Origin of the sequence: Streptomyces albireticuli (assembly GCF_021228125.1) — a bacterium.
In the GTDB taxonomy this organism is placed as follows: Bacteria; Actinomycetota; Actinomycetes; order Streptomycetales; family Streptomycetaceae; genus Streptomyces; species Streptomyces albireticuli.
In genome coordinates, this window is sequence record NZ_JAJQQS010000003.1 from 285,474 (window position 1) to 306,409 (window position 20,936).

Consider the following 20,936-nt stretch of genomic DNA (forward strand, 5'->3'; position numbering starts at 1 on the left):
GGACGGAGCGGGACGTCCGCGTCCGTGCTCCGGCCGGGCCCGCGACGGCTCCCCGGGTCCGGTGTCGTGTCTCCCGCGCGCTCCGGACCCACCCGGCGTCGTGGGTGAGGAGGCTCCCGCCTCCCCGCCCCCGCTCACACCCCCGCCTCGATCACCGCCTCCGTGCGCGGGCTGCCCGCCGGGTCGTCCGCCGGGGGCCGGAGTGCCCTGATCTTCAAGCCGGCCCGGAGCAGCAGCCCCCGGAACTCCTCGACGGTCCGCTCCCGTCCGCCGAGGACGACCAGCATCTGGAGGTCGGAGAACTTGCCGGGGTGGAAACCGCCGCCCTCCGGGATCACCTGGTCGATGACGACGAGCCGCGAGTCCTCCGTCATGGCGGCACGGACGTTCCGCAGGATGCGCAGCGCGTCCTCGTCGCCCCAGTCGTGCAGGACCCGCGAGAGCACATACGTGCTCCCGCCGGCCGGCACCCCGTCGAAGAAGCTCCGGCCCACGATCTCCACCCGGCCCGCGACCCCCGCCCCGGCGAGCACGGTGGGCGCCTCGCCGACGACCGACGGCAGGTCCTGGAGCACACCGCGCAGCTCCGGCCGCTCCCGCAGGACGTGCGCGAGCAGCGTCCCCACGCTCCCGCCCAGGTCCACCACGGTGGTGTCGGAGGAGAAGTCGCAGGAATCGACGGCCGGTGGGACCGTGCCCCGGCCGACCATCGTGTGGAACACCTTCCGTGCCTCCTCGTCACGGTCCAGGAAGGCGAAGGCGGGCATGCCGTAGACGCGGTCGAAGGCGGGCTTCCCCGTCCGAACGCTGTACATGACGTCGGCCCAGGAACGGAAGTTCTCGGCGCCGTTGACGATCGTGAACTGCGCCAGGCCCCCGCCGCGGAACGCCTCGCCGGTCGAGGTCAGTTCGAAGATCCGCCCGGGGTGTTCGCGGAACAGCCCGAGCGCGGCCACCGCGCGGCAGAAGCGGTAGAGGGCGTCCGCGTCGCTCTCGGTGGCGACCGCCAGCTCGTCGCTGGTCAGCGGCCCGTCGCCGAGGAGGTCGGCGAGGCCGAGCCGGGCGGTCACGTACAGACTCTGGAAGGTCCACGGGGCGCTCCGGAAGACCAGCTGGAACAGGTCGTCGCTCGCGGACGTCCCGTTGCCCGGGGAAGGCGTCCCGTCGCCCGGGGGAGACGCCTCGTTGTCCGGGGAGGGCACCCCGCCGTCCGGGAAAGGGGAGGGCGCCTCGCTGTCCGGGAAAGGGGAAGGCGCCCCGCCGTCCGGGAAAGAGGAAGGCGCCTCACTGTCCGGCGAAGACGCCCCCGTGTCCGGGGAAGAGGTCATGAGAATTCACCCACTTCGAGAACGAGTTTTCCGCGGGGCCTGCTCCACCGCCGCATCACCGGCCGTTCGACACCCGCGTACAGCAGCCAGGCCACGCCGACCGCGGCGCCCAGGACCGGCAGGGACAGCCCCGCGGCCTGCCAGCCGGACAGGTCGTCGGCCGGCCCGATGCCCAGGGCCCGGGCGACCTGGTCGATGAGCAGTTCGTGCACCATGTACAGCGCGAACGACACCTCGCCGAGCCACACCATCGCGGTGCCGCGCATCGCCGACGGCCGCCCGCCCACGTCCGCCCCGGCCCCCGCGACGATCAGCAGGGCCAGCGGCACCACGGTCACCGCGACCGTGCCGTACTGCCCGGGCGCGTGCAGCGCCCCGGCGTACGCGCCGAGTACGAGCGCCCCCGCCGGGACGAGCGGCACCCGCGGGAACCGGCCCTCCGCGACCAGCCGCGCCAGCACCATGCCCAGCGCGAACTCCAGGCACCGCGTCAAGGGGAAGAAGTAGACGAACCACATCTGCGTCACCGAATAGGGCATCCGCGGCGACAGGACCGTACCGCCCGACAGGAACACCTCGGACGCCAGCGGCACGCACCACACCGCGGTGGCCAGCCCGCCGGCGCACCACCACAGCCGCCGCCCCGGCACCCGCCGCAGCACCGCCAGCAGCAGCGGGAACGACAGATAGAAGAACGCCTCGCACCCCAGCGACCAACTGACCGCGTTGACGCCGGTCAGGACGTCGAAGCGCGGCAGCCACGTGTGCGCCAGCAAGAGGTTCGGCAGCAGCTGATGCCCCGTCATCGTGCGGCTCTGCGACAGCGCCAGGACCACGGCGGCCGCCGCCGTCACCAGGTGGTTGGGGTAGATCTTGCAGGCGCGCCTGCGCCAGAAGGCCCGGGGACCCTGACCGGGCCGCACCGACCACGTCAGCACGAACCCGCTGAGGACGAAGAAGAACGACACCCCCGTCGACCCGGCCTTGCTCCAGAGGAACGCCACCCCCTCGCTCGACCCCCAACTGCTGGGAATGAACTGGAAGAAGGCGTGCGAGAAGAACACCGCGGCAGCCGCCAGGAAGCGCATGCCCGTCAGCGAGGGCAACCCCGGCCGGCGGCCGTCCCGGTCCACCGTGGCCGACGCCGTCATTCCGGATCTCGCGGTGACCACCCGGACCCGCGCAGGAACGCGTCGAAGGTCAGCAGCCCCGGGTGTGCCGCGCGCAGCGCGGGAATGTCCGCGGTGTAGCCGACCTCGTTGAACCACACGAAGGTCTTGGCCATCCACTCGTTCTGCCGCCGGATCTCCTCGATGGGCACCGACTCGAAGCGGGCCGGTGACCCGGTGTGGCGCGCGAACGCCTCGGCGATCTGCGGGCCGGTGAGCTCGTCGCCGGCGATCTCCACGTTCCGGCCGGTGAAGTACCCGGGGTCGTCGAAGGCGTCGGCCACGAACCAGCCGATGTCCTGCGAAGCGATCATCTGCAGCCGGGTCTCCGGCAGCAGCCCCCGGCTGAGCACCAGCTGCCCCGAGGCGTCGACGACCGGCGGCAGGTCGAGGAAGTTCTCCATGTAGTAGACCGCGCGCAGGAACGTCGTGGGCACCCCGGCCGCCCGCATGGTCCGCTCGACCTTCAGCTTGGTCTCCCGCCAGCCCACGCCGCCGGGGTTCTCCACGCCGCCGACCGAACTGTGCACGAGGTGCGCCACCCTCGCGTCCCGGACGGCCGAGGCGAGCAGGGCCGCGTGCCGCTCCTCGCCGTCCAGACCGTTGCCGTGCGTCGGCGTGAAGACGGTGAACACCCCGTACGCCCCCGCCACCGCCCCGCGCACGGCGGCCGGGTCGTCCAGCGACCCCTTCACCAGCCGTACGCCCTTGGCCTGGAGCTCCCGGGCCCGAGGATGCTCCGGATCCCGTACGAGCGCCCGGACCGCCCAGCCCCGGTCGAGCAGGTGCCGGGCCGCCGTACCTCCTTGCCTGCCGGTCGCGCCCAGCACCAGAACCCAGCGATCGGTGTCCCTGTCCCCGACGGCCATCTCATGCCCTCCCGAAAGTCGTTGCTCCGGCGCACCACGCTCGGCGCACGGGCTGGATTCCGGCTGGAGGCCGGGTCGACCGGGATCGCCGCCTGTCCAGCGAGCGTCGAGCGGCCTTCGAGCCCCCGCGAGGACGGTCGGTCACCCTGACCCGCCACGGCGAAGGGAACCGCCGACCATGGACCACGGACCGGGCACGACAACCCCGGTGGCCACCGCCCGCACGCCGTCCGGCCGGCCCGGCCCGGCCGGCTTTCGCACCGCGGGCCCGGACCGTCCCGACGGGCGGATCCGGCCCGTCGGCCCGCCGCCGTACGGGGACGCGGGCGTACGCACCACCGGCGCGGGAACCGCCGTCGAACCGGAGGCCATGGACCCGGCCGCCGGCACATCTGCCGCCGGCACACCGGTCCTCGGCCACGCCACGGACCCCGGCGGCCCGGACGGCCACCTCAAGTGGTGCGTGCTCCTGGCCCGTACGGCCTCGTCCGGCCCGCCGGGCCCCGACGCGCCCGGCCCGGGGGAGCTGGCCTGCGCGGCGGAGCTGTTCGCCCGCGTCTTCAACACCGGGCGGCACCCCGTCGGCGAGGCCGCCACCGGCGCCGGGGCCGACGCCCGGCCCGCACCGGCCCCGGGGTCGACGCCCGGCCCGGGGCCGACGCGCGGCCGGCCCCGGGCCGGATCACCGTCACCACGACACCGGGCCGCTGACAGGCCCGGGAGGAGGACGAGGGAGCCATGAAGAGGACCCATCGGACCGTACGCGGGCTGGCCAGGCCGCTGCTGGCCGCCGGCTTCGTGACCGGCGGCTACGGCGTCCTGCGCGACCCCGGGCCGCTGCCCGCGCTCGCGGAGAGGCACGGAGTCCCGCTGCCGGAGGCCGCCACACGGGCCACGGCGGCCGGCATGCTCGTCGGCGGCCTGGCGCTGGGCGCGGGCTTCCGGCCGCGGCTCAGCGTCTGCCTGCTGGCCGTCTGCCTGGTGCCGACGACCGTGACCGTGCACGACTTCTGGCGGCAGCAGGACCCGGCCCGCCGCGTCACCCAGCGGAACGAGTTCTTCAAGAACCTCAGCCTGCTCGGCGGGCTGGCGCTCGCCGCCGCCGACGCGCTGGCGGCCGACGTGCCGGCCGCCGACGCGCTCGCGGCCCGCGGGGAGTGAACGCCATGCGCACCGCAGAGGAGATCACCGGCGCCGGCGCGCCCCTCGCCGCCAGGGCCCGCGACGTCACGCGGCTCGCGGCCCACCACGCCGCCGACGCCGACCGGGAGCGCAGGCTGCGCCCCGAAGTCGTCCGCGCCGTCGTCGACGCCGGATTCGCCCGGCACTTCGTCCCCCGGCGCCGGGGCGGGACCGCAGGCACCTTCACCGAGCTCGTCGACGCCGTCACGGCCGTCGGCGAGGGCTGCGCGGCCGCCGCCTGGGTGGCCTCGCTCGGCTCGACCGTGGCCCGGATGGCCGCCCACCTGCCCGAGAAGGGGCAGGCCGAACTCTGGGCGGAGGGGCCCGACACCCTGCTGGTGGGGGCGCTGATGCCGGTCGGCCGCGCCGAGGCCGTCCCCGGCGGCTGGCGGCTGTCCGGCACCTGGTCGTTCATCAGCGCCGTGGACTACTCGCAATGGGCACTCGTGTGCGCGACGACACCGGGCGACGGACAGCCCCGGGCCCGCTACTTCGCGGTGGAACGCGCCGCCTACACCGTCCTCGACACCTGGTTCTCGGTCGGTATGCGCGGCACCGGCAGCAACACCCTGGTCCTGGATGGCACGTTCGTACCCGAGCACCTGTCCTTCGACCGCGACCAGGTGATGGAGGGCACCGGCTCCTCCTCCCCGGCGGCGTGCCACCGGGTGCCGCTGAAGGCCGTCAACGGCCTGTCCTTCGTCGTCCCCGTCCTGGGCGCCGCGCGCGGCATGCTCACCGCGTGGACCGGCTGGGCCGCCGCCCGCGCCGGCGCCGGAGCGGCGGCCGACGCGGGCTTCCGCGACGTCCTCGCCCGCACGGCGGGGGAGCTGGACGCGGCCGAGCTCCTCGTACGCCGCGCCGCCGCCGTCGCCGACCGGGGCACGTACACCGGCCTGCTGACGGCGCGGGGCGCCCGGGACTGCGCGCTCGCCTCGGAAACGCTGCTGACCTGCGTCAACCGCATGTTCCGCGCGACGGGCACCTCCGGCCAGGCCGCCGGAGGCCCCTTCGAACGCGCCTGGCGGGACGTCAACTCCGCGACCAGCCACCTGGTGCTGCGCCTGGACGCCGCGGCGGCGGCCTATGCGGAGCAGGTCCTGGCCGGGGAGTGAGCGTAGAAGCCATGAGAGGCGGACTCGCCACAAGGACAGGGCCCGCCGGGATCCCCCGGCGGGCCTGACGCGGGGCCGAGTCCGTGCGGCAGACGTGGCGGCTCCGCCGTGCCGCCGCGGTGGGCCGTCCCGCGTAGACCCGTACTCCATCTGTAGTACCTGACAATCCGTACCTGGGTACGACGACGGCGAGGGTTCCGCGAGGGATCGTGGAGGCATGAAGGGCTTCGGGACGGACGACCGGCGAGTGGCGACGTGAGTTCGCTGGTGGTGTCGGTGTTGCTGTGCCTGGTGTCCGCTGTTTGTTACGCGGCGGCGGCCATCGTGCAGGAGCGTGTCGCGGCCTCGGGCGAGGGTGGGGCCTACGGGCCGCTGCGGCGGCCGAGCTGGTGGGGGGCCGTGGCGCTGACCGGTGTCGGTGCCGGGCTGCATGTGGTGGCGCTGGCCTTCGGGCCGCTCAGTCTGGTGCAGCCGCTCGGCGCCCTGACGATCGTCTTCGCGTTGCCGATGGCCGCCCTGCTCGTGCGCAGACCCGTCGGCCCCGTGGGCTGGCGGGGCGCGCTCCTCGCGACAGGCGGGCTCGCGGGGCTGCTGGCGCTGACCGGCCCCGCGCGGACCGAGTCCCTCGACGCCGGGCAGCGGCCCGGGCTCGCCATGGGCGCGGTCGTCACCGTGGCGGTCGTCTCGCTCGGCGCGCGGTGGGCGCGCCGGCCCGTCGTCCGGGGTGTCGTGCTCGCCTGCGCGGCCGGAATCGCCTTCGGGATGGCGTCCGTCTTCACCAAGGCCGCCGCCGAGGACTGGACCGCGCACCGGACCGACGCCTTGGTGCCCACCCTGATCACGATCGGCCTCCTCGCCTCCGCCGGGATGCTGCTGTCCCAGGCCTCCTACCGCGGCGCCGGCCTCTCCGCGCCGCTCGCGACCGTGACGGTCGTCAATCCCGCCGTGGCCGCGGCCGTGGGGATAACGGTCCTGGGGGAGGGGTTCCGGTACGGGCTGTCCGGCGGGCTGCTGGCGCTCGCGGCCGGGGCCGTCGCCGCGAGCGGGGTGATCACGCTGACGGTCCACGACAGCGACAGGAAGGCGGGCCGGGAGCGGGAGCCGGAGCCCCTGAGCCCGGCGGATCCCGGATCCCGGCCCCCTCTCCTCCCGGCGGATTCCGGACCTCGGCCCTCTCACCCGGCGGATCCCGGTCGGCCCTCTCTCCCGGACGGCCCCGGACCCCTGCCCCGTCTTCCGGCATCCCGGCCCCGCTGCCGTTCCCGGTCCCGTTTCCTCGTCTCGGCGCGCTCCGCCTCGAAGCCCGGCTGACGGGCGTCCCGGCCCGCCCGGAACTCGGCCCTGCCGGCCCGTGGTGTCCTGCCGCCCGGCGGGCCACCATGGGTGGCCGGTCGGCCGACACTTACGGAACTTACGGAGGAACGTCCGTGGACTTCGATGTCGTGGTGGAGATTCCGCAAGGCAGCCGCAACAAGTACGAGATGGACCACGAACGGGGGCGCATCCGGCTGGACCGGCTGCTGTTCACCTCCACCCGCTACCCCGCCGACTACGGCTACATCGAGGCGACCCTCGGCGCCGACGGTTCTCCCCTGGACGCGCTCGTCCTCGCGAGCGAGCCCACCTTCCCCGGTGTCGTGATCCGCTGTCGCGCCATCGGGATGTACCGGATGCGCGACGAGCAGGGCGCGGACGACAAGGTGCTGTGCGTGCCCGCCGCCGACCCCCGTCATGAGCACCTGCGGGACCTGCGGCACGTACCCGAGTACGACCGGCTGGAGATCCAGCACTTCTTCGAGGTCTACAAGATGCTCGAACCCGGCAAATCCGTGGACGACGGCGCCTGCTGGGCCGACAGGGCCGCCGCCGAGGCCGAGATCCTCGCCTCCCGCGAGCGTGCCGAGGCGCGCTGACGCCCAAGGACCGCCGGCGCTCATGGGCCGCGGTCCGCGGCCCACTTCACCGCACCGGCCGGGACCGCGGCCCATGGACGGGTCGTCCTCCGGGGCGCCCCTCTCCGATCGCCCGCCCCGATCGCCCGTCCCGGCGACCCCGCCCCGGCGACCCGTCCCGCCTGTCCCGGCCTCTTGGCTCAGGCCTCCCGCAGCAGCGCCGTCAGATCGCCGTCCAGGTCGAACTGGCCGGCCTCGCTGCCGGCGGGCACCAGGGCGTACGAGCGGGTGAGGAACCGGCGCAGCTCCGCCGTGTCGATCTGGACCATTGCCACGCCCTCCGCCGCGTGGAATTCCAGCACCGTCCGTTCGGGGCCGCACGGCCATACATGGACGTCGCCGTGGCCGGTGGGCGAGATCAGCCCGCAGGCGAGCAGCTCGCGGGCGAAGGCCCACTCCACGTCCGCGCCGTCCAGGGACGCCATGGGCGGAAAGGCGATGTGCACGGCGAAGGGGTCGGAGCGCTGATAACGCAGCTGTGCGGGAACGGCGCGGTCCTGCGGGGCCGACGCGATCAGCCGTGCCTGGACAGCTTGGTCGATGACAGTGGGCAACGCGTGCTCCCTTGCGATCGGTATGTCGGTATGGGGGTGGTGCGGTCCGTGCCTCTCTGCTTCGTCTGGAGAGACGGTGGATCTACGACATCAGTGCACATGATTCGAGCGTGACCTGCGTCACCACCCTTCGAAGATCAAGACATATGTTCTTTACGCCTACGAACCTGAAGTAACGCCAGGAACGTCGGGAACACCGGCATTGCCAGGTAATCCTTTCCATGGGAGCCGCCCGCAGTCGCGAGCACGGCCCCGGCGGATGGCCGGAGAGGGCAGGGATCTTGTGCCGCCCTCACCGCCGTACCGGCAGCACCGCCAGTACCTCCCACCCCCCGCCCGGCACCGGCCCGGCCGTCAGGGAGCCGCCGATCGCGTCCGCGCGCTCGGTCAGGCCGACCAGCCCGAGCCCTCCGCTCTCCTCGGGTGCGCGGCGCGCGTGGGGGGCGCCCCGGCGGCCGCCGTTGCGTACGGACACGAACAGGCGCCCGTCCGCGCCCCGGAGCGTCACCCGTACGTCCGAGGTGTCGGGGCTGTGCTTGGCCACGTTGGACAGCGCCTCGCCGACGATGCGGTGCACCGAGGCCGCCAGCTCGGGGGCCCGGCCCGCGTCGAGCCCCGGGTCGACGCGCAGCGTCACGTCCGGCGCCCCCGGGCTCGTCCGCCGGAACTCCTCGACCAGCTCCGTGAGCCGGTCCGGTCCGGGCAGCGGCCTGCGGTGGGGGTGGTCCTGGTGCAGCACGCGCAGCAGCCGCCGCGCCGACGTCATCGCCTCGTCACCGGCCTCCTGGATGTCCCGCAGCGACGCGGCGACCCGCGCGTCCTCGGTCAGCGAACCCGTCGCCTTCGCCATCAAGGTCATCGCCGCGACGTGGTGGGCCACGAAGTCGTGCAGCTCGCCCGCCAGCTCCAGACGCTCGGCCTCCCGCGCGGCGGCCACGGCCCGCGCGCGCTCCGCGTCGCGGTAGCGCAGACACAGGCCCAGCGCGGTCACCCCGGCCACGACCAGGGCGTACGCGACGACCGTGGTGCTCAGCACGTCCGCGTCCCGCACCGGCGCGGCGAGGACGCCCGCCGCCAGCGCGATCCCCAGCGGCACGGCCGCCCGCACCGGCGCCCGCCACGCCGTCAGCCCCAGCAGGACCAGCAGCGCGGCGCTCTCGGTCAGCCCCCACACCGGCAGGTGCTCCCCGGCCGTCAGCAGATAGCCGGTCGCCGACCACGAGACGGTGACGGCCGCGACGGCACGGGTCGCCAGCTGGGCCCACGGCAGGACGCACGCCGCGACGAGCAGGCCGGCGACCCAGACGACGAGATGCGCGTGGTGGCCCCCGCCGCCCACGCCCGCCTGCCCGGAGTACCAGGCGCCTCGGCTGAGCAGCCGCCCCTCGATCACCCACAGGCCGCAGAGGGCGGCGGCGATCCAGGCGTGGCGGCGGGATCGTGACCGGGGCCGGGGCCGGGGCCGGGGCCGGGTGGGGGTCGGGTCCGGGGCCGGGGGAGTGACGTAGGCGGGGGGTGAGGGCGTCGGCGTCATGTCCTCACGCTAGGAGTGGGTGGGGGGTGGGGGGATCGCCCGTGCGGTCACGGGGCACTGGCCGAAAGGATGAATCTTTGACGGGTTTGGGACGGGGCGGTGGAGGGTGGTGGGGGCGGGTGGCGGTGAGGCCGGGCGGGATCGGGCGGGACCGGGCTGGGGTGGCAGGTGTGGCTCGGGTCCGCCGCTGCGCGGGGCTCTTCCCCAGCCCCGCCCCTTCCCGAAACCGGGGGCTCCGCCCCCGGGCCCCCGGGCCCCGCCGCCGTGCTGCTGAGCCCCTGCCCCCGGGTCCCTGCCCCTGGCCACCGGCCCCCGGCCTCAGCCCCCGGCCCCCATCCTCGGCCCCCGGGGTCTCGGGCCCCGGAGCCCGTCCCGGACCCGGGTTCCGTGCCGGCGCGCGGTGGCCTCGATTTCCCTAGCTCCGCTGGGAGGTGCCCCCAGCCGCGCCGGCTTGTGCTCCTGGCCGAGGCGGGCTTTCCGTGGGCCGGAAGCCGGAAGCCGGAAGCCGGAAGCCGGAAGCCGGAAGCCGGAAGCCGGAAGCCGGTTCCGCTTCTCCGAAGGAGGGCTTTCACGCCCGGTTCCGGGCGACAACTCAGCCCGTCCGGCGCCTGAGGACACCGCGCGTCAGCGCGGAACGGGGGCCCGGGGGCCTCCCCGGTTTCGGGAAGGGGCGGGCCTGGGGCGAGAACACCCACCCGCCACCCATGGACGCACCCCCACCCCACCCACTACCTTCCCGCCCCATGGGACGGATGAGAAACCTGATACGCATCGCCGCCACCCTCACCGCACTCACCGCGACAGTCACCCTGCCCGGACCCGCCCAGGCCGTCACCACCCCGGCCCCCGCCTGGCACCTCACCGAAACCGGCACCGGCACCACCACCCGCTTCCGCGGCCTCGCCGCCGTCAGCCGTTCCACCGCGTGGGCCGCGGGCACCAACGGCACCGTCCTGCTCACCCGCAACGGCGGCCGCGACTGGCGGAACGTCTCGCCGCCCGGCGCGGGCGCGCTGGAGTTCCGGGACGTGGAGGCGTTCGACGCGCGGCGGGCCGTCGTCCTCGCCGTCGGGGAGGGCGAGGCATCCCGCGTCTTCCGCACGGACGACGGCGGCGCCACCTGGACCGAGAGCTTCCGGAACACCGATCCGCGGGCCTTCTACGACTGCATGACGTTCTTCGACGCCCGCCACGGCATCGCCCTCGGCGACCCGGTCGACGGCCGGTACCGCGTCCTCTCCACCGCCGACGGCGGCCGCAGCTGGCGCGTGCTGCCCCCGGACGGCATGCCCCCGGCCCAGCCCGGCGAGGCGGCGTTCGCCGCGTCCGGCCAGTGCCTGGTGAGCCACGGCGCTCGCGACGCCTGGATCGCCACCGGCGGCGCGGCCACCGCCCGGGTCCTGCACTCCGCCGACCGCGGCCGCACCTGGAGCGTCACGGACACGCCCGTACCGGCCGGCGACCCCGCCCGCGGCGTCTTCGGGCTCGCCTTCCGCGACCGTACGCACGGGCTGGCCGTCGGCGGCGACTACCGTGCCGGGCAGCCCTCGGAGCGCGCCGCCGCCGTCTCCGGCGACGGCGGCGCGAGCTGGACGGGCGCCGACCGGCCGCCCGCCGCCTACCGCTCCGGCGTCGCCTGGCTCCCGCACAGCCGCCGCGCGGCGCTCGCCGTCGGACCGACGGGCAGCGACATCACCACCGACGGCGGCCGCACCTGGCGCGGCTTCGACCCCGGCTCGTACGACACCGTCGACTGCGCCCCGGACGGCGGCTGCTGGGCCGCCGGCGAGAAGGGGCGCGTCGCGCGGCTCGGCCGGTCAGGACGGTAGCTGCTGCCGGTAGTGCTCCATCGCCGGCACGGTCTTCGTCGCGACGAACTCCGTGATCGAGTACTCGCACACCCCGGCGACGCTGAACGGGTCGCTCCGCGTGATCTCCTCGATCTTCGCGCGGTCGTCGCCGACCGCGAGGATGATCCCGCCGTCCCGGGGCACCTTGCGGCCCGAGGCGAGGAACACCCCGGACGCGTAGTGGGCGTCCAGCCAGGCGACGTGCTCGGCGAGGGCGGCGTCGATGCGCTCGATCGGCGCGATGTAGGTCAGCTCGAGTACGAACATGATCGACAGGCTACGCCGGTCCCGTAGCGTAGGCCCCACTATGACGTACGTGACGACCGAAGCCCCCGGCGGACCGCCGCCCGGCTGGCCCACCACGGAAGCGGCGGCGACCGCCGTCCAGGACGAGCTGCGGGGCCGGGTGGTGCTCGACGAACCGGGCCCGGTGCCGGGCGAGCCGCTGATCGTCGTGGGCGTGGACGTGGCGTACGACGACGAGCGCGACGTCGTCGCGGCGGCCGCCGTAGCGCTCGACGCGGAGACGCTGGAGGTGGTGGCCGAGGCCACCGCCGTCGGCCGGGTGGCCTTTCCCTACGTGCCCGGCCTGCTCGCCTTCCGCGAGATCCCCACGGTGATCGCCGCCCTCGACCGGCTGCCCGTCGAGCCCGGCCTGGTCGTCTGCGACGGCTACGGGCTCGCGCACCCGCGCCGGTTCGGCCTGGCGAGCCACCTGGGCGTGCTGACCGGGCTGCCGACGATGGGCGTCGCGAAGAACCCCTTCACCTTCCGCCACGACCCGCCGGGCCCGCACCGCGGGGACGCCTCCCCGCTGCTGGACGGCACGGAGGAGGTGGGACGGGCCCTCCGCACGCGCGAGGGCGTGAAACCGATCTACGTGTCCGTCGGCCACCGGGTGAGCCTGGACCACGCCTGCGCGTTCACACTGCGCCTCGCCCGCGACTTCCGGCTGCCGGAGACGACGCGGGCGGCGGACGCGCTGTGCCGGGCCGCGCTGCGGGAGGTCTGACGGATCGGCGCGGACGGGCACAGGCCCCCTCCGCGCCGCGTGCGGGGCCTGTGCCGTCGTTGCACGGCCGGATAGGTGCTTCTGGGCGTCGAGTGGGTCTGTGCCGTCGCTCGTCCGGACCCGTACCGTTTGTACGTCCGGCCCCCTGCCGCCGCACTGCCGGGCCTCGGCCGCGGCACGGCCGGATTCGCCGCGGAGGCGGAGGCCGCCTCGTCGGCGGCCTCGTGCCCAGGATCCGGGTGGCCGCTTCCGGCCCTTCCGGCGTCCGACGCACGGCCTGGGGCGAGGGAGCGCCGACACCATCCCGGATCACTCCCGTACGCCCGGGCCCCCTGCCGTCGTACGGCCGGGTTCGCCCAGGCCGTGAAGCCGCCGCGCCGACGGCCTCGGGTCAACGAGCGGGACCGGGAGCGGGCCGGGTCACCGCCACGGCCCCGCCCCGCCCCCTTGACACCCCCCACCCCCTCCGACAGATTCGGCGCCGAAGCGGACATCCCACCCCGGACCGTAAAGGCTGGCACCCGCGATGCCCCAGACAGGATCCGACGGCACCCCCACTCCCTGGCCCGTTCCCCTGACCGGTGTCGTGCCCCCGGTGTGCACGCCCCTCACCCCGGCCGGTGACGTCGACACCCGCTCGCTCCGCTCCCTCGTCGAGCACCTCCTGGCCGCGGGCGTGGACGCCCTCTTCGTTCTCGGTTCCAGCGGCGAGACCGCCTATCTGAGTGACGCTCAGCGCCGCACCGTCGTACAGACGGCCGTCGACGCCGCCGGCGGCCGGGTGCCCCTGCTCGCCGGGGTCATCGACACGACCACCGCCCGGGTCACCGACCACGCCCGCGCGGCGCTCGCGCTCGGTGCCGACGCGCTCGTCGCCACCGCGCCCTTCTACGCCGCCACCCACCCGGCCGAGACCGCCGACCACTTCCGCCGCGTCCGCGCCGCCGTCGACCTGCCGCTGATCGGCTACGACATCCCGTCCGCCGTCCACTCCAAGCTCACCGCCGCCACCCTCCTCGCCCTCGCCGAGGACGGCACCCTGGCCGGGCTCAAGGACAGCAGCGGCGACCTCGGCGCCCTGCGCCGGCTGCTCGTCGCGCTGCGGGCCCGCGGTCTCGACCGTACGTTCACCGTGCTCACCGGCTCCGAACTGACCGTCGACGCCGCCCTGCTGGCCGGCGCCCACGGCGTCGTACCGGGGCTCGGCAACGTCGACCCCGCCGGATACGTACGGCTGTGCGCGCACGCCCGCGCCGGGCGCTGGGCCGAGGCCGCCGCCGAACAGGACCGGCTGACCGTCCTGTCCGCGCTCACCGAGACGGGGGACCCGGCGCACATGAGCGCCGGCGCCTCCGCGCTCGGCGGCTACAAGGCGGCCCTCGGTCTCCTCGGCGTTATCGACCACCCGGCCACCGCCGCTCCCCAGCGGCCCCTGCCCGATGCCTCCGTGCGGGACGTACGGCGACTCCTGGTGGAGGCGGGCCTGCTGTGACCGGGCCCCCGGGATAGCGTGGGCCGCGAAAAAGACCGAGCACCTCCCGGAGGCACCCATGGCGGCGATTCCAGCTCCCCTCAAGGCGCGCGCGGCCGTCCGCGCGTTCGCGCTCGGGCTGCCCGGCACGGTCGAGGAGTTCCCCTGGGAGGACGACGCCGTCATCAAGGTCAACAAGAAGATCTTCGTCTTCCTGGGGGCCGAGGGGAACACCGAGACGCCCGGCATCAGCGTCAAGCTCAAGGACGAGGAGGCGCACGGGCACGCCCTCGCCGTTCCCGGGGCCGCGCCCACCGGCTACGGGCTGGGGCGGTCCGGCTGGGTGTCCGTCCCGCTCACCGGCGACGGCGGCGCCCCCGTCGAGCTGCTCTGCGACTGGGTCGAGGAGAGCTACCGCACCATCGCCCCCAAGCGGCTCGTCGCCGAGCTCGACGCGGCCTGATCCGGGCGGGGCGGGTGGCACGGGTGCGGCGGGCTCTTCCCCTACCCGCCCCTTCCCGCCGCATCCGATGTGCGGCTCCGCCGCGTGCGGGGCTCTGCCCCGGACCCCGGTCCTCAAGCTCCCCCAGCTACCGCTGGGGGTGCCCCCAGGAGGTGCCCCCGGACGGGCTGATTTCAGCCCGTCCGGCGCTTGAGGACATTCGGGAAGGGGCGGGTAGGGGAAAACGCCCCGCGCAACGGCCCCCCGTCAAATCCCCCGCGCCCACCGCCCCTTGCCCGCCCCGCCGATCCTCCCGAGGGCTTGTGAAAACTGGAACCCGTTCTTAACATCGCGAGTGTTACAGCACTTGTGTCATAAGCCGACGAGGGCGTCAGTGACAGCGCGGCGTCAGGGTGGCAGAGGCGTCAGGGTGACAGTCGAGGTGACGGCCGGGACGGCGTCGGGATGGCGGTCGGAATGGCAGGGACCACAGGCAACGGCGGCGGCCCGCTCGGCGGCGTGCGCGTGGTGGAGCTCGCCGGGATAGGACCCGGCCCGTTCGCCGCCATGCTCCTCGGCGACCTCGGCGCCGACGTCGTCCGCGTCGACCGGCCCGGCGGACCCGGGCTGCACATCGACCCCCGGCACGACATCACCAACCGCAACAAGCGCTCCGTGATCGTCGACCTCAAGTCCGCCGAGGGCCCGGCGGCCGTCCTGGACCTGGCCGAGCGCGCCGACATCCTCCTGGAGGGCTACCGCCCCGGGGTCACCGAACGCCTCGGCATCGGCCCCGAAGCCTGTCTCGCGCGCAACCCCCGCCTCGTCTACGGCCGGATGACCGGCTGGGGCCAGGGCGGCCCCCTCGCGCCGACCGCCGGCCACGACCTCTCGTACCTCGCCGTCACCGGCGCCCTGGGCCTCACCGGCCCCGCCGACGGCCCGCCGTACGCCCCCGCCAACCTCCTCGGGGACTTCGCCGGAGGCTCCCTCTACCTCGTCGTCGGGGTCCTCGCCGCGCTCCAGCACGCCCGTACCACCGGCGTCGGCCAGGTCGTCGACGCCGCCATCGTCGACGGCGCCGCCCACCTCACCGCCATGCTCCACGGCATGCTCTCCGCCGGCGCCTGGCAGGACCGTCGCGAGGCCAACCTCCTCGACGGCGGCGCGCCCTTCTACGGCACGTACCGCACGGCCGACGGCGGGTACATGGCGGTCGGCGCGCTGGAGCAGCGCTTCTACGGGGAGTTCCTGGCCCGGCTCGGCCTGCGGGACGATCAGCAGGAGGGACAGCAGGAGGGACAGCCGGACGGACAGCCGGACGGTCGGGAAGTGCCGTCGCCGGACGGCCGGGACGTCCCGCCGCGCGACGACCCCGCCCGCTGGGACGACCTGCGCGCCGCCATCACCGCGCGCTTCGCGGAGCGCACCCGCGCCGAGTGGACGGCCGTCTTCGAAGGCTCGGACGCCTGCGTCGCGCCCGTCCTCTCCCTCCGGGAGGCCCCCGGCCACCCGCACCTCGCCGCCCGCGCCACCTTCGTCGAGCACGGCGGCCTCACCCAGCCCGCCCCGGCCCCGCGCTTCTCCGCCACCCCCGGCGCCGTGCGCCGCCCGCCCGCACAGCCCGGCGCGGACACCGCCGAGGTGGCGCGCGACTGGGACGTCCGCAGCCTCGACCCGCCGCAGAAAGGCCCGCAACGATGAAGCGTCAGCTCTTCACAGCCGACCATGAAGCCTTCCGCGAGACCGTCCGCACCTTCCTGGCCAAGGAGGTCACCCCGCACTACGAGCGCTGGGAGCGGGACGGCATCGTCTCGCGTGACGCGTGGCTGGCGGCCGGCCGGCAGGGCCTGCTGGGCATCGCCGTGCCCGAGGAGTACGGCGGCGGAGGGAATGACGACTTCCGCTACGGTGTGGTGCTCACCGAGGAGTTCACCCGGGCGGGCGCCGCCGGGCTCGCCGTGGGGCTCCACAACGACATCATCGGCCCCTACCTCACCTCCCTCACCACCGACGAGCAGAAGCGCCGCTGGCTGCCCGGCTTCTGCACCGGCGAGACGATCACCGCCATCGCCATGACCGAGCCGGGCGCGGGCTCCGACCTCCAGGGCATCCGCACCTCGGCCGAGGACCGCGGCGACCACTGGCTGCTCAACGGCTCCAAGACCTTTATCTCCAACGGCATCCTCGCCGACCTCGTCATCGTCGTCGCGAGGACGACCCCGGAGGGCGGTGCGAAGGGCCTCAGCCTGCTCGTCGTCGAGCGCGGCGCGCCGGGCTTCGAACGCGGGCGCAACCTCGACAAGATCGGGCAGAAGGCGCAGGACACCGCCGAGCTGTTCTTCCACGACGTCCGCGTTCCCAAGGAGAACCTCCTCGGCGAGCTGAACGGCGCCTTCGTCCACCTGATGACCAACCTCGCCCAGGAGCGCATGAACATCGCCGTCGCCGGCATCGCCGCGGCCGAGCACCTCTTGGAGCTGACCACCGGCTACGTCAAGGAGCGCGAGGCGTTCGGCCGGCCCCTCGCCAAGCTCCAGCACATCCGCTTCGAGATCGCCGAGATGGCCACCGAGTGCGCCGTCACCCGCGCCTTCCTCGACCGCTGCATCGCCGACCACACGGCCGGCGAGCTCGACGCCGTGCACGCCTCCATGGCCAAGTGGTGGGCGACCGAGCTCCAGAAGCGCGTCGCCGACCGCTGTCTGCAACTCCACGGGGGGTACGGGTACATGACCGAGTACCGGGTGGCCAAGGCGTTCACGGACGGCCGCATCCAGACGATCTACGGCGGTACTACCGAGATCATGAAGGAGATCATCGGCCGTTCCCTGCTCTCCTGACGAACTCCCGGCGGCGGCCCGCCCCGCGCTACCTCACCCCTCCTCCTCCCGATCACCCCGACTCGACGGATTCCCGAAAGGTTCACGACCTTGAGCACCGAAGCGTATGTGTACGACGCGATCCGCACCCCGCGCGGCCGCGGCAAGGCGAACGGGGCCCTGCACGGCACCAAGCCGGTCGACCTCGTCGTAGGCCTCATCCACGAGCTGCGCGGCCGCTTCCCGGGCCTCGACCCGGCCGCCATCGACGACATCGTGCTCGGCGTCGTCAGCCCGCTCGGTGACCAGGGCTCCGACATCGCGCGGATCTCGGCCATCGCCGCGGGCCTCCCGGACACCGTCGCGGGAGTCCAGGAGAACCGCTTCTGTGCCTCGGGCCTGGAGGCCGTCAACCTCGCCGCCGCCAAGGTCCGCTCCGGCTGGGAGGACCTCGTCCTCGCCGGCGGCGTCGAGTCGATGTCGCGGGTGCCCATGGGCTCCGACGGCGGCGCCTGGTTCAACGACCCGATGACCAACTTCGACGTCGGCTTCGTGCCCCAGGGCATCGGCGCCGACCTCATCGCCACCCTCGGCGGCTTCACCCGGCACGACGTCGACTCCTTCGCCGCCCGCTCCCAGGAGCTCGCGGCCACCGCCTGGAAGGAGGGCCGCTTCGACCGCTCCGTCGTGCCCGTGCGCGACCGCAACGGCCTGGTCGTCCTCGACCGCGACGAGCATGTGCGTCCCGGCACCACCGTCGAGGTCCTCGGCAAGCTCAAGCCGTCCTTCGCGGCGATCGGCGACGCGGGCGGCTTCGACGCCGTCGCCCTCCAGCAGTACCACTGGGTGGAGAAGATCGACCACGTCCACCACGCCGGCAACTCCTCCGGCATCGTGGACGGCGCCGCGCTCGTCGCCATCGGCAACCGCGAGGTCGGCGAGCGCTACGGACTCACCCCGCGGGCCCGTATCGTCTCCGCGGCCGCCACCGGCTCCGACCCGACGATCATGCTCACCGGTCCGGCCCCGGCCACCCGCAAGGCCCTGGCCAAGGCCGGTCTGACCATCGACGACATCGACCTGATCGAGATCAACGAGGCGTTCGCCGCCGTGGTGCTGCGCTTCGCCGACGAGCTGGGCATCGGCCTGGGCAAGATCAACGTCAACGGCGGCGCCATCGCCCTCGGCCACCCGCTCGGCGCCACCGGCGCGATGCTGCTGGGCACCGTCGTCGACGAGCTGGAGCGCCAGGACAAGCGCTACGGCCTGATCACCCTCTGCGTCGGCGGCGGCATGGGCGTCGCGACCGTCGTCGAGCGCCTCCAGCCGTCCCGGCCCGCCTGACCCCGGCCCACCCGGCCCGGTCACCCGGCCCGCCCCGCGTCCGCGTCCGCACCGCGAAACCTCCATGGAGACCTCGAAAATGAGCTCGAACGTGAGCGAGAGCACCACCATCCGCTGGGAGCAGGACGGCGACGGCGTCGTCACCCTCGTCCTGGACGACCCGGACCAGTCCGCCAACACCATGAACGCCGCCTTCCAGACCTCCCTCACCGCGGTCGCCGACCGCCTGGAGGCCGAGAAGGAGTCCGTACGGGGCGTCGTGTTCACCTCCGCGAAGAAGACCTTCTTCGCCGGCGGCGACCTGCGCGAACTCATCGCCGCCACCCCCGACCACGCCCGGGAGACCTTCGAGGGCAGCCTGCGCGTCAAGCGCGACCTGCGCCGGATCGAGACCCTCGGCGTGCCCGTCGTCGCCGCCATCAACGGCGCCGCCCTCGGCGGCGGTTACGAGATCGCCCTGGCCTGCCACCACCGCGTGGCCCTCGACACCCCCGGCACGAAGATCGGACTGCCCGAGGTCACCCTCGGCCTGCTGCCCGGTGGCGGCGGCGTCACCCGTACGGTGCGGCTCCTCGGCATCACCGACGCCCTCCTGAAGGTGCTCCTCCAGGGCACCCGGTACAACGCCCCGCGCGCCCTGGAGGCGGGCCTGGTCCACGAGGTCGCCGCCACCCCCGAGGAGCTCCTCGCCAAGGCCCGCGCCTTCGTCCGGGCCCACCCCGCCTCGCGGCAGCCCTGGGACGAGGAGGGCTACCGGATCCCCGGCGGCACCCCCGCCAGCCCGCGCTTCGCCGCCAACCTCCCGGCCTTCCCGGCCAACCTCAAGAAGCAGCTCGCCGGGGCGCCCTACCCGGCGCCGCGCAACATCCTGGCCGCCGCCGTCGAGGGCTCCCAGGTCGACTTCGAGACCGCGCAGGTCATCGAGGCCCGCTACTTCACGGAGCTGGTCACCGGCCAGACCTCCAAGAACATGATCCAGGCGTTCTTCTTCGACCTCCAGGCCGTCAACTCCGGTGCCAGCCGTCCCAAGGACGTCGCGCCCCGCCCGGTCACCAAGGCCGCCGTGCTCGGTGCCGGGATGATGGGCGCCGGCATCGCCTACGCCTGCGCCAAGGCCGGCATCGAGGTCGTCCTCAAGGACGTCTCGCGCGAGGCCGCCGAGAAGGGCAAGGCCTACTCCGCCGGCCTGCTGGCCAAGGCCGTCGCCAAGGGCCGGACGACCGAGGCCGAGCGGGACGCCCTCCTCGCCCGCATCACCCCCACCGGTGACGTCGCCGACCTCGCGGGCTGCGACGCCGTCATCGAGGCCGTCTTCGAGGACACCTCGCTCAAGCACAAGGTCTTCCAGGAGATCCAGCACGTCGTCGCCCCCGACGCGCTGCTCTGCTCCAACACCTCGACCCTGCCCATCACCCTGCTGGCCGAAGGCGTCGAGCGGCCCGCCGACTTCATCGGCCTGCACTTCTTCTCGCCCGTCGACAAGATGCCCCTGGTGGAGATCATCAAGGGGGAGCGGACCGGCGACGAGGCCCTGGCCCGCGCGTTCGACCTCGTCCGGCAGATCCGCAAGACCCCCATCGTCGTCAACGACTCGCGCGGCTTCTTCACCTCGCGCGTCATCGGCCGCTTCATCAACGAGGGCGTCGCCATGATCGGCGAGGGCGTCCCGGCCGCCTCCGTCGAACAGGCCGCCGCCCAGGCCGGCTACCCGGCCAAGGTGCTCTCCCTCATGGACGAGCTGACCCTCACCCTGCCACGCCGCATCCGCGAGGAGACGCGCCGCGCGACGGAGGAGGCCGGCGGCACCTGGGAGGCGCACCCGGCGGACGCGGTCATCGACCGGATGGTCGACGAGTTCGGCCGCACCGGCCGCAGCGGCGGCGCCGGCTTCTACGACTACGCCGACGGCAAGCGGACCGGGCTGTGGCCGGGCCTGCGGGAGCACTTCGGGCAGGACGGCGCGGCCACCGAGGTCCCCTTCGCGGACATGAAGGAGCGGATGCTCTTCTCCGAGGCCCTGGACACCGTCCGCTGCCTGGAGGAAGGCGTCCTCACCTCCGTCGCCGACGCCAATATCGGCTCGATCCTCGGCATCGGCTTCCCCGGCTGGACGGGCGGCGCGATCCAGTACATCAACGGGTACGAGGGCGGCCCGCGCGGGTTCGTGACCCGCGCTCGGGAGCTCCAGGCGGCGTACGGCGAGCGGTTCGCGCCGTCGGCGCTGCTGCTGGAGAAGGCGGAGAAGGGCGAGCTGTTCCGCTGAGCCGTGCTTCCGGGGGCCCCGGCTTCCGG

General features: G+C 74.2%; 19 protein-coding genes. 13 read left to right on the forward strand and 6 right to left on the reverse strand.

All coding sequences use genetic code 11. From position 1 onward, the window contains the following. Nucleotides 1–134: 134 nt before the first annotated feature. The 3 genes from LUZ64_RS37470 to LUZ64_RS06030 form a co-directional block, all read right to left on the reverse strand. A complete protein-coding gene (locus tag LUZ64_RS37470) occupies nucleotides 135–1,202 on the reverse strand; it encodes a methyltransferase (RefSeq protein WP_170116674.1) in 1,068 nt (355 codons plus the stop codon). A gap of 122 nt (nucleotides 1,203–1,324) precedes the next feature. Further along, the gene (locus LUZ64_RS06025) at nucleotides 1,325–2,479 is read right to left on the reverse strand and encodes an acyltransferase family protein (RefSeq protein WP_232389777.1); all 1,155 of its coding nucleotides are present in this window, start codon (nucleotides 2,477–2,479) and stop codon (nucleotides 1,325–1,327) included. Then, nucleotides 2,476–3,366: an NmrA/HSCARG family protein gene (locus tag LUZ64_RS06030; protein ID WP_095579414.1), complete on the reverse strand. Its 891-nt coding sequence runs from the start codon at nucleotides 3,364–3,366 to the stop codon at nucleotides 2,476–2,478. Before LUZ64_RS06030 ends, LUZ64_RS06025 begins: the two co-directional genes overlap by 4 nt. A 178-nt stretch (nucleotides 3,367–3,544) precedes the next feature. Between LUZ64_RS06030 and LUZ64_RS06035 the strand changes: the two genes are divergently transcribed. The 5 genes from LUZ64_RS06035 (at nucleotide 3,545) to LUZ64_RS06055 (ending at nucleotide 7,576) form a co-directional block, all read left to right on the forward strand. Next, complete coding sequence (locus LUZ64_RS06035; RefSeq protein WP_095579415.1) at nucleotides 3,545–4,108, forward strand: DUF6081 family protein; 564 nt, start codon at nucleotides 3,545–3,547, stop codon at nucleotides 4,106–4,108. After that, nucleotides 4,105–4,527 carry a DoxX family protein gene (locus LUZ64_RS06040; RefSeq protein ID WP_095579416.1) on the forward strand — a complete coding sequence of 141 codons (423 nt, stop codon included), beginning with the start codon at nucleotides 4,105–4,107 and terminating at the stop codon, nucleotides 4,525–4,527. The genes LUZ64_RS06035 and LUZ64_RS06040 overlap by 4 nt, the downstream gene beginning before the upstream one ends. Before the next feature lie 5 nt (nucleotides 4,528–4,532). Next, on the forward strand, nucleotides 4,533–5,663 hold the full coding sequence (locus LUZ64_RS06045; RefSeq protein ID WP_095579417.1) for an acyl-CoA dehydrogenase family protein: 1,131 nt from the start codon (nucleotides 4,533–4,535) through the stop codon (nucleotides 5,661–5,663). Between the two features lie 255 nt (nucleotides 5,664–5,918). Next, nucleotides 5,919–6,974 carry a DMT family transporter gene (locus tag LUZ64_RS06050; RefSeq protein WP_095579418.1) on the forward strand — a complete coding sequence of 352 codons (1,056 nt, stop codon included), beginning with the start codon at nucleotides 5,919–5,921 and terminating at the stop codon, nucleotides 6,972–6,974. Nucleotides 6,975–7,090: 116 nt separating this feature from the next. Then, complete coding sequence (locus LUZ64_RS06055; protein ID WP_095579419.1) at nucleotides 7,091–7,576, forward strand: inorganic diphosphatase; 486 nt, start codon at nucleotides 7,091–7,093, stop codon at nucleotides 7,574–7,576. Nucleotides 7,577–7,755: 179 nt separating this feature from the next. Here LUZ64_RS06055 and ssgD read toward each other — a convergent pair whose 3' ends face one another. Both ssgD and LUZ64_RS06065 read right to left on the reverse strand, forming a co-directional pair. Further along, on the reverse strand, nucleotides 7,756–8,169 hold the full coding sequence (ssgD, locus tag LUZ64_RS06060; protein WP_095579420.1) for a spore wall synthesis regulator SsgD: 414 nt from the start codon (nucleotides 8,167–8,169) through the stop codon (nucleotides 7,756–7,758). Nucleotides 8,170–8,461: 292 nt separating this feature from the next. Then, entirely contained in the window at nucleotides 8,462–9,703 is a 1,242-nt protein-coding gene (locus LUZ64_RS06065) for a sensor histidine kinase (RefSeq protein ID WP_232389776.1), read from the reverse strand. 752 nt (nucleotides 9,704–10,455) lie between these two features. On the opposite strand from LUZ64_RS06065, the gene LUZ64_RS06070 reads away from it, so the two are divergent. Continuing rightward, a complete protein-coding gene (locus LUZ64_RS06070) occupies nucleotides 10,456–11,532 on the forward strand; it encodes a WD40/YVTN/BNR-like repeat-containing protein (protein WP_372471949.1) in 1,077 nt (358 codons plus the stop codon). On the opposite strand, the gene LUZ64_RS06075 is transcribed toward LUZ64_RS06070, so the two are convergent. Next, a complete protein-coding gene (locus LUZ64_RS06075; protein ID WP_095580113.1) occupies nucleotides 11,521–11,820 on the reverse strand; it encodes a YciI family protein in 300 nt (99 codons plus the stop codon). The genes LUZ64_RS06070 and LUZ64_RS06075 overlap by 12 nt on opposite strands. Nucleotides 11,821–11,860: 40 nt before the next feature. On the opposite strand from LUZ64_RS06075, the gene LUZ64_RS06080 reads away from it, so the two are divergent. The 7 genes from LUZ64_RS06080 to LUZ64_RS06110 all read left to right on the forward strand — a co-directional run bounded on the left by LUZ64_RS06080 (nucleotide 11,861) and on the right by LUZ64_RS06110 (nucleotide 20,907). Further along, a complete protein-coding gene (locus LUZ64_RS06080) occupies nucleotides 11,861–12,565 on the forward strand; it encodes an endonuclease V (protein WP_095580115.1) in 705 nt (234 codons plus the stop codon). Between the two features lie 526 nt (nucleotides 12,566–13,091). After that, a complete protein-coding gene (locus LUZ64_RS06085; RefSeq protein WP_095583359.1) occupies nucleotides 13,092–14,057 on the forward strand; it encodes a dihydrodipicolinate synthase family protein in 966 nt (321 codons plus the stop codon). A 58-nt stretch (nucleotides 14,058–14,115) separates the two neighbouring features. Beyond that, the gene (locus LUZ64_RS06090; protein WP_095583360.1) at nucleotides 14,116–14,499 is read left to right on the forward strand and encodes an MmcQ/YjbR family DNA-binding protein; all 384 of its coding nucleotides are present in this window, start codon (nucleotides 14,116–14,118) and stop codon (nucleotides 14,497–14,499) included. A gap of 456 nt (nucleotides 14,500–14,955) precedes the next feature. After that, entirely contained in the window at nucleotides 14,956–16,182 is a 1,227-nt protein-coding gene (locus LUZ64_RS06095; protein WP_095579466.1) for a CaiB/BaiF CoA transferase family protein, read from the forward strand. Beyond that, nucleotides 16,179–17,321, forward strand: coding sequence for an acyl-CoA dehydrogenase family protein (locus LUZ64_RS06100; protein ID WP_095579464.1), 1,143 nt, complete (start codon nucleotides 16,179–16,181; stop codon nucleotides 17,319–17,321). Before LUZ64_RS06095 ends, LUZ64_RS06100 begins: the two co-directional genes overlap by 4 nt. Nucleotides 17,322–17,411: 90 nt before the next feature. Beyond that, nucleotides 17,412–18,644, forward strand: a complete 1,233-nt coding sequence (locus LUZ64_RS06105) for an acetyl-CoA C-acetyltransferase (RefSeq protein ID WP_095579463.1) — start codon at nucleotides 17,412–17,414, stop codon at nucleotides 18,642–18,644. Between the two features lie 79 nt (nucleotides 18,645–18,723). Then, nucleotides 18,724–20,907, forward strand: a complete 2,184-nt coding sequence (locus LUZ64_RS06110) for a 3-hydroxyacyl-CoA dehydrogenase NAD-binding domain-containing protein (RefSeq protein ID WP_095579462.1) — start codon at nucleotides 18,724–18,726, stop codon at nucleotides 20,905–20,907. Nucleotides 20,908–20,936: the final 29 nt, after the last annotated feature.